Below are 13,345 nucleotides of genomic sequence, written 5' to 3'. Positions count from 1 at the left end.
GCGGCAACCTTCTTTACAAGGTTGCCGCCCCAGAGCCTTTGCCCCTATGACAGCTCAGCGCCTACCTCACCTTTAGGGTACTCGATGTGTCCACTCAGTCGTGCCGTATTTTTCATCAACAAGTTTTTGGGCTTGTTCACGTTCTTGGGTCGTGAGCTCACCCATTGTTGCCCCATAGCGAGAAGCGAACACCGCTTTCATGGTCTGAATAATTTCTTCACGAGTAGCACCCGTCTGCCGGCGTAGTGGGTCTACACGTTTCTTTGCCGAACGTACACCCTTATCAGAGATTTTTGCCTTACCAATACGCAAAACTTCAAGCATTTTATCGGCGTCAATATCGTAGCTCATCGTGACATGATGCAGGATAATGCCGTGGCTTCGCTTCTGGGCTGCACCACCAATCTTTCCGGCATCAGAGGTGATGTCATTAATAGGCTGATACCAAGCATTCACCCCGTGCTCCGCTAACGCCTGAAGCACCCACTGATCAAGAAACTCATACGACTCTTCATAAGAAAGACCTGCTACAAGAGATTCTGGTGCATAGATGGAATAGGTGATGCAGTTTCCACCTTCCATAAACATGGCACCGCCACCGGTTGCACGACGTACTACCTGCACATGATGTTCTTTGATACCTTCGGGGTGCAACTCATTCTGATATGACTGAAATGCACCAATGACGGTTGCGCAATCATCCCAATGCCAAAAACGTAGGGTCGGTTTGCGTCGCCCCTGTCGAACTTCTTCGAGAAGATACTCGTCTAAAGCAACGTTAAGCGGAGTGGGGAGAACACCTGGGTCAATTATTTCCCACTCAAAGTCAGAAAAGATTTTTGCTTCAGCTAATGCTCGACGCACCGCAAAGGCAATATCGTAACAGCTCACTCCATGCATCTGAGCGTTTGGATACCCTTCAAGTGCTGTCTCAAGACGACCGCTAATTTCTTCCACGCTTGCTCGTACCGGTATCCCTACAAGTGCAGGAGAAACAGCGAGGAACGCCTCATCAGGTTCGATAAAGAAATCACCTGATATTTGTGCTTTGGTCACTTCTGCGCCGTCAGTGCAAAGGTCTGCAACAACAAGTTTTCCGCCGGGGACTTTATGTTCGTAGTGATAAGTTTTGCTCATACTTCTAGCTTAGAGAGCTTTGAGTCTCTTAGGTAGACCTAAGTTCATTTAAGACGTACTCCTCTAGATAAGCTATACAACTCTTATCGGTTTCTGGCAAGAAGAACAACATCCGTTAGAGGTACACCTCTTCAGGAAAATATGACGCTTTGAGAGATACTTTAGCCATTTTCCTTGCCGTTTATCAGGTACGTGATAAAGAATAGAACCATGGCAGAAACAAAACTAAAAGGTAATACCGTCCACACCGTTGGTGAACTTCCCGCAGTTGGCGCACAAGCACCAGCATTCTCCGTTGTCGGGGCAGATCTCTCTGAGATTACTAGTGCAGACTTCGAAGGTAAGAACATCGTTCTTAATATCTTCCCGTCTGTTGATACTGGTGTATGCGCTCAGTCTGTACGCACCTTCAACAAAGAAGTTGCCTCCTTAGAAAACACCGTTGTTGTGTGCGTTTCTAAAGACCTTCCCTTCGCACTAGGTCGCTTCTGCGGTGCAGAAGGCATCGAAAACGTGGTAGCAACTTCAGATTTCCGTTCCACTTTTGGGCAAGATTACGGTGTCCTTCTTGAAGACGGCCCGCTTGCTGGTCTACTAGCTCGTTCCGTCGTTGTCCTCGACCCTCAAGGCGTTGTTCTTCACTCACAACTCGTTGAAGAAATTCACGACGAACCAAACTATGAAGCAGCGCTCGCTGTCCTCAAAGCATAAGAAAATATTCCCTCACCTATAATGCTCGTAGGGTGGTTGTGCAAATCATCTGCACAACCACCCTACGACGTTAACGTCTTAACTCCTTTGAATCTTTTAGACGAAAACAAAGTTTGCCAGAAGGACACACACGACCGTTCCGCTGACCATTGACGCCACCATGTTACGGGTGCTCACATGAACAATAATTGTGACAACAGCTCCTAAAAGATACGGGAGAAAACTCTCAGAAGAAGAATAGTCAATATGGTAGAGCGCGTAGACGGCTAATAAAATCATCGCTCCTGAAGGTATCCAACGACTGAGATGGTCAATAAGAGGTGAATCTTTAAGCGCATTTTTAATGGCGAAGGGAACTGCCCGTAATACAAAAGTTACTGCGCTAGCTACTAAAACGGCCAGTAGCATATATTCAACGCTAGGCATGATGGTGAGCCTTCTTCTCTGCAAATTCGAGAGCAAAATATCGCAAAATCAGTAAGAGAACATACAACAAAAGAGCAGCTGTGAGCATCGAAGTCGGGAAGAAAACAATCGCTACTAAAGCAGAGAACAATGCGAGGACTGCGCATACCCGATCGTGTGTTGCTCGATAAGAATCTATTGCAAGAATGATAAAAAGTGCTGTCATCACAAAATCAACACCTTTAATATGGGAGAGGAAACTCGCCCCAATAACAGCGCCCATAGCGCTGCCTGCCGTCCAACACACATGAAGCATTGCTTGCATCCATAAAATGCTAGATGAACGTAGCTTTGTTGCATCTTTTCCTGCGGTCAGAGCGAATATTTCGTCGGTTAGAGCATATATCGAATATGTTTTTGCGAGTTTTCCTTTGACCTGATGTAGAGGAAAAGATAGACCATAGATAAGATGCCGTGCGTTGACAAGAAAAGTATTGGCGGCAATAGAAAGTAGCGGTGCGTGCGAGGCAATCATTCCTACTAACAAGAATTCAACAGAGCCTGCAAAAACACAGAAAGAAATCACCGGAGCAAGCCACCATGGAAGATGTAAAGAGGTGAGGAGAATTCCTAACCCCATGCCCATAATAACGAATCCTCCCCAGATGATTCCGGTGAGTCTGAACGCTTCTTGAAAGCTAGTTTCGTGGGGGAATGTCTGCTGATAAGCTCCGTGAATAGGCGGTGTCTCATCTTCTGCAGGCTGAGATGACGTAGTGTTAGCGGGCATATAGATATTCTAGAGAGGTTCTACCGAAACTGGAATAGAATGCTACCAGCTAATGTTGTATTTGACAGGAGATTCTAGTCTGTATGTTTTCCCCAGTGAGGAGATAAAAATGAGTGAACCAGAAAATACTAAAACCAATACTCCTGCCCGTGAACAGGACCCAAACTATCGTGCTGTTCAGGTTGAACGCTTAGGGGTTTCTCACTACCGTGCAATCAATGCGCAGGGTGCAACTCTTGAGTTCGGACGAGGAGAGGGGCTGCTTAGCCCCGTGGACTTGCTATTAGCTGCTATTGCTGGGTGCGCGTCCATTGATGTTGATGTGGTGACTTCTCGACACACTGAACCAGAGGTTTTTAAGGTGACTCCTTCTGCAATGCGTGTTGAAGAGAACGGTGCCGTTCGTCTTGAGGAGGTTCAGGTAGCTTTTGATCTTGCTTTTCCTGAAGACCAAGGTGGCAAGAAAGCTGCTTCCTTGGTTGAACGGCTTTTGCAGTTATCTCATGAGAAAGATTGCACGGTCTCTCGTACTGTTCAGCACGAGACTTCAGTAAAGTTTGTGCGTAAAGATACTCAAAAATAAGTAGAGCTATCAGCTTTTAACATATGGGGTGAAGAACCGGCAGTGTGTTACACATTGCCGGTTCTTTTTGTGGTGTGTGAGAGCTTTTTTATGGTTTTCTATGGGTTTCGTGCTGAGGATTACGCAAATATACCCCTGTTTTTAAAGACCATAACTGGTAATCTGAAAAATAACTTAAGGTACATAAGATTTTCTTATGTACCTTTGATGCACATTTCCCCTCACAACGTTAAAGGCAAAACTATGTCCGAAACCAAACACGAGTTGCCCACCTCAGAAAAGCAACTCAAACGCGGCCTACAAAGCCGCCACATGCAAATGATCGCCATCGGCGGCGCCATCGGAACCGGACTATTCGTAGCCTCCGGCGAGACCATCGCCACAGCAGGTCCCGGCGGTGCTATCGTCGCCTACTCACTTATCGGACTCATGGTATTGCTCCTCATGCAATCCCTCGGCGAAATGTCCGCACACCTACCAGTACCAGGCTCCTTCCAGACCTATGCCGCACGCTTCGTCTCACCCTCCTTCGGGTTCGCCATGGGCTGGAACTACTGGTTCAACTGGGCCATCACCGTCGCCGCAGAACTCGTCGCAGCCGGTATCGTCATGAACTTCTGGCTACCAGGAGTACCGGGATGGGTTTGGGCAGCAACCTTCCTCATCCTACTGACAGCCCTTAACGCACTCTCCTCCAGAGCTTACGGAGAAGGGGAATTCTGGCTAGCAACCATCAAAGTCATTACCGTCATCGTCTTCCTCATTGCCGGCGTTGCCATGATTTTCGGAATTATCGGAGGAACTTCCCCAGGATTCCATAACTGGACAAACGGAGAAGCCCCCTTCGTCGGCGGATGGCTCTCCATCATCTCCATCTTCATGGTTGCAGGATTCTCCTTCCAAGGCACCGAGATGGTTGGCGTCGCAGCAGGAGAAGCAGAGAACCCCAGCCGAGACGTCCCCAAAGCCATTAAATCTGTTTTTTGGCGTATCATGCTGTTCTACATCGGCGCGATTATCGTCATCGGATTCCTCATCTCCTACACCGACCCAAACCTCCTACGTACTGACGCAACAGACATCGCATACTCACCATTCACCCTTGTCTTTGAACGTACCGGCATTGCCTTTGCGGCAGGACTCATGAACGCTGTAATCCTCACCGCGGTTCTCTCCGCCGGCAACTCAGGACTCTACGTCTCCTCACGCATGCTCTACGCACTTGCCATCGAGAAAAAAGCCCCTCAAATCTTCGCAAAGGTCAACAGCCGTGGCGTACCAATGCCCGCTTTGCTAGCCACCGCCGCCGTTGGAATCTTCGGTTTTCTCACCGCTATTATCGGTGAAGGCTCCGCCTACACCTGGCTTATTAACATCTCAGGCCTTTCCGGATTCATTTGCTGGGTCGGTATCGCTATCAGCCACTACCGTTTCCGCCGTGCCTACATTGCACAAGGAAAAGACCTCGCCGATCTTCCCTACACCGCTCCGCTATTCCCGCTAGGTCCTATCGTCGCTTTCGTTATGTGCGTTATCGTTATCCTCGGACAAAACTACCAAGCAGTATTCAACGGACAGCTCCTTGAAGTAACCAGCGCATATATCGGTTTGCCAATCTTTATTGCCGTCTGGCTCATCCACAAAATGGTCACTAAATCTACCATGATTCCGCTAGAAGATGTCGACGTATCCGGCCTACGCGTAGACAAAAGAAAACACTAATACCCTCTAAAATAGAGAAAAGTCCTGGACAGCATTTGCTGACCAGGACTTTTCTATTATCTCAAACTAGCTCTCTGAAGATGCTGTTGTGATAGAACCCGTACGCGGGTGGAACTTCTCAATAAAAGACTTATAACCAGCTTCTGCAAGAGTAGAACCTGCACCGTCATAAAGATTCACCACAGTATCAGCCCCCAACTCTTTAAGCTCTTTAATCTCATCAGCATATTGAGACACCGCCACAAAAGCACAATGAGAGTGAGCTTCAATCGCATGACGCATTGCATCAACGTTCGTACCATGAACCGGCATCGCAAGAATCACAAGATGTACCTGTGGGTTGTCCGTAACGCGCTCCCAAAACTTCTCATCGGTTGCATCAGCCTCAATCACGTTATAGCCCTGCTCTGCAAGGGCGCTCACTCGAGGCTCCGAGGTATCAACCCCAGCAACTGGCAATTGATAGTTCTGAACTAAATCATCGTAGGTCGCACGACCAATCTTGCCCATACCAAAAATAACAGCTTGAACATCACCCAACTCAACGGGGCGCTCTTCAGGGTGGCGTCGATGAACAGGTACCGGCGGAACCAACGCCGCAAGACGAGACGGCAACGAAGAACCACGCATATTTAATATGGTTCCGAGAACAAAACTCAACGATACTGCTAATGAGAAAGTAATAGTCCACGATGGGTCAAGTAAACCAGCGCTGGTACTCATCGCAATCACAATAATGCAGAACTCACTAAAATTAGTCAGCGTCAATGAGGTTAATACTGACGTACGTGGAGAAAGACCCGCCCACCGCAAAATTGCTGTATATGCCACAGTATTGATAGGGAGCAAGAACAACAGCAAGAACGCAAATAATGACTGGCTCAACGACGGTACACCGGCAAGTCCGGTGGAGACAAAGAAACCAACAAGCATAAGCTCTTTCAACGAGAACAGAATACGTGAAAGCTCATTAGACTTCGGATGAGAAGCAATCAGCATCCCCATCACAAGAGCACCTAAATCACCTTTGACACCAACCATGTCAAAAAGCCAATACCCCGGAACAAACGCCAGAACAATACCGTACAGAACGAGCAGCTCACCATGCCCCATCTGCGCAAGACCTTTTTTGAAAAGCCACGAAGCAGGAACTAAGAAAACTAGTCCTAAAGCCCACCACGTCGGTGAATGCTCACCAGAAACAGCCACAAATAACACGGCAAAAAGATCCTGAACAACGAGGATACCTAATGCCGTGCGCCCATATAAAGAACGCGTTTCAGAACGTTCTTCAAGAGTCTTTGCCACAAGCACTGTAGAGCTAAAAGAGAGCGCAAAACCTAAAATAGCTGCTTGCTCTAGAGGAATAACTTCATGAACACCTAACCCTAGAGCGGTCAGAAAAAGAATGAACGATGCACCACACACCGTGGTAATGACAAGATGAACAGCACTAGTGAGCCAAACTTCAGTTCTAAAAAGTAAACGAGGGTCTAACTTCAAACCAATGGTGAAGAGCATAAGAGTCACACCCAAATCACCAAGTTTCGAGATAGCCTCTACTGGTTCGTACCCTAGAATGTTCAGAATAATTCCGCTCAATAAAAAACCGAGCATCGGGGGAAGTCTTAGGAATTTAGCTCCTACTCCACAAAGGACAGGAAGAACAAGGTAGGGAACAAAATCGCTCATGGGCGGCTCCTTATATTAGGGGTTAGAGTGCGTATTGAATAGGTAACTTTCCGTCCTCAACTGCGCTGTGCAAACGGTGAAAATCTTGGGTGCAAATTTGTGCATAGGCGTGGGCAAAACGCCCCATATGCACATCAAATATTTTATCGGCCTCACAATATACCGCGATATCGTCAATATGACGTGACTGCGCATGTGCTCGTGCCAGAAGTGATGCGCACACTTTCGCTGTCTGTTTAAGACCTTCAGCGTCTAATGCAGAAATATTGATAGAGCCCTTCATATCTCTGAACTGACGCACATAATAATCGGTGGTTGTTCCTTGTCGAGTCGGAACATCAGTGATCCATCCAAGGAATGCATCTGACTGTGATTGCATCACTCGCTGTCCGGCGACAACACGGAAGCCGTTACCCATGGGGCGGTCAGGAAAGCCAAGAGATTCCGAGGTCTGCTCAATTTTTCCGTACGTGTGCAACACCGTATCTTGTGCTTCTTTCACCTGGATGAAGAGGGGATTACCAAGCTGGTCTTGAAGAAGTGTAATAAAGCAACGCGTTCCGACAGAACCGACCCCTACAACACGAAGAACATGATCTTTCATGCGGAAGTTTCTGAGCAGATAACGGATATCTGGGCGAGCAGAATAAAGATACTGTTGCCATAATTCGCCCATGGCCTCAAGACTCATCTCATCGGTGTGTAAGGTGAGTGGTGGCTGATCAACAATGCGGATATTGCCGTGGTCATCTGTGACAGTGAATTTATGAAGTGCCTGCTCTGAATTACGGTTACGTGCTTTGCGCTCAAATTTATTAAAGATTGGTTGATATTCTTCTTTAATCAGTTCTTCAAGATTATCGGTGTTAACACGCTCATAGTATCGGTCTAATGCGCTTTGCTGATTCATCCGCAAAATGGTTCGTCGATAATATTTAGAAGTTTTTTCAGCGAGAGTTGTTGCTGTCTGCTCGTTTTCGCCGTTATCTATAGCTGCTAGGTACACCGATGTTGCTAATCTTTTGAGGTCCCATTCGAAGGGGCCTCGACCTGCTTCATCAAAATCGTTGAGGTCAAAGAGCAAATTACGTTCGGGAGAAGCGAAATACCCGAAATTTCCAATATGTGCGTCTCCACAGATTAAGGGGAAAACCCCCGAATTGGGACGGGTCGCTAAATCTGCTGCCATAGGTCCCGCGGTGCCGCGATAATACGCAAAAGGAGACTCCGACATACGCCCGATACGTACCGGAACAAGCTCCGTTAAACGAGACTTATTCTGCTCCATAATAATGTCTAGAGGGTCAGTCTCTCTAACAGGGGGCGCCAATAACGCTTCAACGTCGCTAGTAGAAATCATCTGAACACCTCTAGTCTGTTCTTTTAGCTCGGGATTACGGACAGCTCACATATAAGTATAGTTGCCCTCTGCTCATCTTGGTGTGGTGTCGTGTGCGCTTGCTGTGTAGTATCCGGCGAAGAACAGCATTGAACTTATATACCAACGGTCTAAGAGACTGGGGCTTTGATGTGTTCAAATACCCGTTAGAATAAGTGAGGCATAATTCTAAAAGAACGAGAGATGAGATGGCAAAGCTATATTTTCGCTACGGTGCAATGAACTCTGGAAAATCTACTGCACTATTGCAAGCTGCCTATAACTACGAAGAACGAGGACAGAAAGTTCTCCTAGCCAAACCACAAGTTGATACTAAAGGCGACCAAAAAATTCTCTCTCGTTTAGGTGTTAGCCGTGAAGTAGATTTTCTTATCGGAATGGAAGCAAACGTACGAGAACTCTTTACTCAAGCATGTTTAAAAACAGCAGATAACGGAGTGTCGCTTCCTATCTCTTGTCTCTTAGTAGACGAAGCACAATTTCTGACCAGTGCACAAGTTGACGATTTAATGCGGATTGCCGTACTCGATGATATTCCGGTCATGTGCTACGGAATCCGTACAGACTTTCAAACAAAAGCATTTTCTGGCTCAGCACGATTATTAGAAATAGCGCATACCCTTGAAGAGCTTAAAACTATTTGTCGTTGCGGACGCAAAGCACTCTTCAACGGCCGTACCGTTGATGGAAAGTTTATTTTTTCTGGATCTCAAGTCGCTATTGATGGTGTGCACGTCGGGTATGAATCCTTATGTGCAAAATGCTATTTAGAAGAATCCCAGAACGTTTTATTGCCAGAATAAAGAAGAAACCGTTGCTACCTCGCATATATGGTGGTAGCAACGGTTTTTTCTATCAACAAGGAGCTTTTACATCAGGGTCTCAAGAACCTGATTGAACGTCGTCGAAGGACGCATGATAGTCTCTGCCTGCGACGAACGTGGACGATAATACCCACCTAGCTCAACAGAATGACCTTGTACTTGGAGAAGTTCCTCAACAATGGTGCCTTCATGCTGTTCTAGTTGTTGAGCAACAGGGGCAAAAATTTCTGCCAACTGTGTATCTTGCTGTTGCTGGGCAAGTTCTTGAGCCCAGAACAACGCCAGATAGAAGTGAGAACCACGGTTATCAAGTTCTCCTACACGACGTGATGGAGACTTATTCTCGGTCAGGAACGTTCCTGTTGCACGATCCAAAGTATCGGCAAGCACCTGAGCTTGAGCATTGCCGGTTGTTTTTGCCAGGTGTTCTAAAGATGCTGCCAACGCCAAGAACTCACCGAGAGAATCCCACCGTAGATGGTTCTCTTCTATGACCTGCTGAACATGCTTGGGAGCGGAACCACCGGCACCTGTCTCAAAGAGCCCACCGCCATTAATGAGTGGGACGATGGAGAGCATTTTTGCGCTGGTACCTAGCTCAAGGATAGGGAAGAGGTCCGTTAGATAGTCACGTAGAACGTTTCCTGTGACGGATATGGTGTCTTTCCCTTGACGAATACGATCCAAAGAAAATTGTGTTGCCTCTTGAGGAGACAGAATGTGAATCTCAAGACCTTCAGTATCGTGCTCTTTGAGATAGTGACGTACTTTTTGGGCTAGTGCACGGTCGTGGGCGCGAGAATCGTCGAGCCAGAATACTGCGGGGGTCTGAGATTCACGGGCACGAGTAACTGCTAACTTGACCCAGTCTTGAACAGGGATGTCTTTGGTTTGGCATCCGCGCCAAATATCGCCAGCTTGAACATGGTGTTCCATGAGCGTTTCGCCCGCAGAATTGACGATACGCACAGTACCCTCTGACTCAATTTCAAAGGTTTTATCGTGCGAACCGTATTCTTCGGCTTTTTGCGCCATGAGCCCAACGTTAGGTACGGTGCCCATGGTGGTGGGGTCAAGTGCACCGTTTTTCGTGCAATCATCGATAACGACTTGATATACACCCGCGTAAGAAGAATCTGGTAGAACAGCAAGAGTGTCTTGCTCTTCTCCTCTAGCGTTCCACATATGACCAGAGGAGCGAATCATCGCAGGCATTGAAGCGTCAACAATAACGTCTGAAGGAACGTGAAGGTTGGTAATTCCTCGATCAGAATTGACCATCGCTAGGTCGGGGCCTTCAGCCAATCGGCGAGTAATCATGCGCATGATATCTTCGCGCGTTTGTTCAGGTAACTGTCCGACCCCGTCAAGAATAGCGCCTAAACCATTATTTCCGTTGAGCCCAAGACGTTTAAGTTCTTCTCCATACTTTTCAAAAAGTTCGGCGAAGAATGCTCGAACAACGTACCCAAAAATAATGGGGTCGGAGACTTTCATCATCGTAGCTTTAAGGTGGACGGAGAAGAGTACATGATCTTTCTTTGCCTGTTCAATACTTTCTGCAAGGAACGTTTGAAGTGCTGCGACATCCATATACGTTCCATCGATAATTTCTCCTGCACGCACAGGAAGAGATTCTTTGAGAACAGTCACTTGACCTTCAGTATCGACGTGTTCGATACGCAGTGTGTCTTCTGCTTCCATAACGATAGACTGCTCATGGTCTCGGAAATCTCCAGCGCTCATTGTGGCAACTGAAGTTGCTGAATCTTGAGACCATGCTCCCATACGATGCGGATTTTTTCGTGCATAGTTTTTGACCGATAGTGGTGCGCGGCGGTCAGAGTTTCCTTCACGGAGAACAGGGTTTACTGCTGAACCTTTGACCTTGTCATACCGTGCTCGTATGTCGGCGTCTTCTGGGGTCTGTACTTCTTCGGGATAATCGGGAATATCGTATCCCTGAGATTGAAGCTCTTGGATAGCTGCTTTGAGCTGAGGCAATGATGCTGAGACATTAGGGAGCTTGATGATATTTGCTTCAGGGGTTTGTGCGAGTTCACCTAACTCGGTGAGCGCATCATCGACGCGCTGCTCTGGGGTGAGCCGTTCTGGGAATTGTGCAAGGATGCGTCCAGACAACGAGATGTCTCGCGTTTCGATGTTGATACCTGCTTGACGAGTATAGGCTTCAACAATGGGTTTGAAGGAGTAGGTCGCTAGAAGCGGTGCTTCGTCGGTGTGGGTGTAGATAATTTTGGACATGGGTTTCGTCTCCCGTGTGTGTTGTATACGGTTGTGCTGTATACAACAATACTCTAATGTGTCCTCTAGCACAGAGAACTAAGCGTGTATATGACTTTATCTCTTGAGAAAAAGCCATATCAGCTACCCAATCGTTACGAGGTATGCTAAGACTTATGACTTTTCCTCCACCCATTTACGTGAGTGCCGTCATCTTGATGAACCAGAACGGCGAAGTGTTAACAGTCCGCAAAAACGGAACCACCGGTTTTATGCTCCCTGGAGGAAAACCTGAACCTCACGAGAGCCCGGAACAAACTGCTTGTCGAGAAGTCTTTGAAGAATTAGGCGTCAAATGTACCGAAAATGAGCTGACATATTTTGGAGTATTTGAGTCAGCTGCTTTGAACGAGCCGAATCGCACTGTAAAAGCGGAGGTTTTTCGATATACGCCGAACGTTTCAAATATCGTAGAGCTATCTTTTTCTTTGACCGCAGAAATTGTCGAAACTCGATGGGTGAACCCTACAGATACACGCTTAGAACATCAAGCACCCCTAAATACCGCTCATATCTTTCCGGCTCTGGTTGCTCAAGAGCTACACTCTGCCATTGAAAAACCGTCTGAGTAAAGAAAACGTTGGCATAATGTGGATGATAAACCACGCTGGCGCACAATAAATCATCAGCATGTAGAGCACCCGAAAAAATGAGCCGACAACATCTGCCATTACCTGCGTATGCATCCACGCGGTTAACATAAAAATTCCTAGCGTCGTACAACAAGACCACGCCATGCCCCACACGAACTCAGAGGCACTTGCTTGCCCCTCCCTCAGACTAAAGAAACGATAAAATCGAGTGACTGCTTGTACCGCAGAACAATGAGTTAAAGGCTGCGCTGGGGTTCGTTGTTCGCTATGCTGTTCTTCTTCATATGCGTTGCCATCAAGTAAAAGCGCTTCAGGAGTATCTTGTTCTAGCGTTTGATGATGTATGAGGTGATGGTCTGTGCGGGAAGAATGATGTTTGCGCATATAGACAGTCTAGGGGATAGGGGCTTTGATAAGACCTTTGCCAAGGGAGGAAACCATGAAAATACTTGTAACATACTTTGGGGCATTCCCCGGAGTTCCTGTCAACCCCACCGAACTAGTCGCACAGAATCTCCAACGACGCTACAAACACCGGTCCTATGGTGAACAGATACAGTGCGTTATTCGTGAGTTACCGGTAAGCTTTGCGAGGAGCTCTCAGCAACTGATACAAATACTCGATGAAGAAAATCCCGACATCATTATCAGCTTAGGGGTTGCTGTTGGTCGTTCTCGTATCAGTATTGAGCACGTGGCTATTAACTATGATGAGGCTCGTATTCCCGATAATGACGGAGACCAGCGCCGACATCAACATATTCGATCTGAAGGCGATACCGCTTATTTCGCAAGACTTCCCGTACCTTCTCTGATTGCTAGAATGCAAGAACTGTCATTGCCTGTTGAAGTATCGTATAGTGCCGGCACATACGTGTGTAACCACGTGATGTACGAACTATTGCATCATTATGCCCATACTCCAGATATTTATGCTGGTTTTATTCATATACCAGCATTGACGGATATAAGCTCTCAAGAATTCAGTGCTTCAGCAGAAACTGGGGGAGTAGAAGGAACGATTCCTACCCTTGAGGAGTCTACGGTGGTAGACACTCTTGATGTGATAGTCAGTGAACTAGTTCAGCACCGAGAAACGACGCTATAAGACCGTTGCTCTTGAGGAGCATCTTGTGATTGATAAAAACGCTCTAGGGGTGGGGTGTAAACACCAAAATTTGTTTT

At 47.1% G+C, this 13,345-nt stretch carries 13 protein-coding genes; 6 read left to right on the top strand and 7 right to left on the bottom strand.

Features of this window, described 5'->3' with window-relative positions; translation table 11 throughout:
* Positions 1-72: 72 nt before the first annotated feature.
* Positions 73-1,137, bottom strand: a complete 1,065-nt coding sequence (locus ACN081_RS03850) for a lipoate--protein ligase family protein (protein WP_419107017.1) — start codon at positions 1,135-1,137, stop codon at positions 73-75.
* 210 nt (positions 1,138-1,347) lie between these two features.
* Here ACN081_RS03850 and tpx point away from each other — a divergent pair, with 210 nt between their 5' ends.
* Positions 1,348-1,848 (top strand): thiol peroxidase, encoded by a 501-nt coding sequence (gene tpx, locus ACN081_RS03845; protein ID WP_419107016.1) that lies wholly within the window; start codon positions 1,348-1,350, stop codon positions 1,846-1,848.
* A gap of 96 nt (positions 1,849-1,944) precedes the next feature.
* On the opposite strand, the gene ACN081_RS03840 is transcribed toward tpx, so the two are convergent.
* Entirely contained in the window at positions 1,945-2,274 is a 330-nt protein-coding gene (locus ACN081_RS03840; protein ID WP_419107015.1) for a branched-chain amino acid transporter permease, read from the bottom strand.
* A complete protein-coding gene (locus tag ACN081_RS03835) occupies positions 2,267-3,043 on the bottom strand; it encodes an AzlC family ABC transporter permease (protein ID WP_419107014.1) in 777 nt (258 codons plus the stop codon). Before ACN081_RS03835 ends, ACN081_RS03840 begins: the two co-directional genes overlap by 8 nt.
* Before the next feature lie 109 nt (positions 3,044-3,152).
* On the opposite strand from ACN081_RS03835, the gene ACN081_RS03830 reads away from it, so the two are divergent.
* Both ACN081_RS03830 and ACN081_RS03825 read left to right on the top strand, forming a co-directional pair.
* A complete protein-coding gene (locus ACN081_RS03830; RefSeq protein ID WP_419107013.1) occupies positions 3,153-3,626 on the top strand; it encodes an OsmC family protein in 474 nt (157 codons plus the stop codon).
* 243 nt (positions 3,627-3,869) lie between these two features.
* On the top strand, positions 3,870-5,348 hold the full coding sequence (locus ACN081_RS03825; protein ID WP_419102840.1) for an amino acid permease: 1,479 nt from the start codon (positions 3,870-3,872) through the stop codon (positions 5,346-5,348).
* Positions 5,349-5,414: 66 nt separating this feature from the next.
* On the opposite strand, the gene ACN081_RS03820 is transcribed toward ACN081_RS03825, so the two are convergent.
* Together ACN081_RS03820 and ACN081_RS03815 are read right to left on the bottom strand one after the other, a co-directional pair.
* Positions 5,415-7,040, bottom strand: coding sequence for a cation:proton antiporter (locus tag ACN081_RS03820; RefSeq protein WP_419102839.1), 1,626 nt, complete (start codon positions 7,038-7,040; stop codon positions 5,415-5,417).
* Between the two features lie 22 nt (positions 7,041-7,062).
* Positions 7,063-8,400: a DUF2252 domain-containing protein gene (locus tag ACN081_RS03815; protein ID WP_419107012.1), complete on the bottom strand. Its 1,338-nt coding sequence runs from the start codon at positions 8,398-8,400 to the stop codon at positions 7,063-7,065.
* Between the two features lie 227 nt (positions 8,401-8,627).
* Here ACN081_RS03815 and ACN081_RS03810 point away from each other — a divergent pair, with 227 nt between their 5' ends.
* On the top strand, positions 8,628-9,242 hold the full coding sequence (locus ACN081_RS03810) for a thymidine kinase (protein WP_419107011.1): 615 nt from the start codon (positions 8,628-8,630) through the stop codon (positions 9,240-9,242).
* Between the two features lie 66 nt (positions 9,243-9,308).
* On the opposite strand, the gene ACN081_RS03805 is transcribed toward ACN081_RS03810, so the two are convergent.
* Complete coding sequence (locus ACN081_RS03805) at positions 9,309-11,528, bottom strand: NADP-dependent isocitrate dehydrogenase (RefSeq protein ID WP_419107010.1); 2,220 nt, start codon at positions 11,526-11,528, stop codon at positions 9,309-9,311.
* 155 nt (positions 11,529-11,683) lie between these two features.
* Between ACN081_RS03805 and ACN081_RS03800 the strand changes: the two genes are divergently transcribed.
* Positions 11,684-12,139: an NUDIX hydrolase gene (locus ACN081_RS03800; protein WP_419107009.1), complete on the top strand. Its 456-nt coding sequence runs from the start codon at positions 11,684-11,686 to the stop codon at positions 12,137-12,139.
* On the opposite strand, the gene ACN081_RS03795 is transcribed toward ACN081_RS03800, so the two are convergent.
* Positions 12,107-12,544 carry a hypothetical protein gene (locus tag ACN081_RS03795; RefSeq protein ID WP_419107008.1) on the bottom strand — a complete coding sequence of 146 codons (438 nt, stop codon included), beginning with the start codon at positions 12,542-12,544 and terminating at the stop codon, positions 12,107-12,109. The two genes, ACN081_RS03800 and ACN081_RS03795, sit on opposite strands and share 33 nt — an antisense overlap.
* 55 nt (positions 12,545-12,599) lie before the next feature.
* Between ACN081_RS03795 and ACN081_RS03790 the strand changes: the two genes are divergently transcribed.
* A complete protein-coding gene (locus ACN081_RS03790) occupies positions 12,600-13,268 on the top strand; it encodes a pyroglutamyl-peptidase I (RefSeq protein ID WP_419107007.1) in 669 nt (222 codons plus the stop codon).
* Positions 13,269-13,345 lie beyond the last annotated feature (77 nt).

The sequence above is a fragment of the Rothia sp. P13129 genome (assembly GCF_048512865.1).
GTDB lineage: Bacteria > Actinomycetota > Actinomycetes > Actinomycetales > Micrococcaceae > Rothia.
The sequence above is the reverse complement of the archived record's forward strand: the minus strand, read 5'-3'. Positions and strand labels throughout refer to the sequence as shown.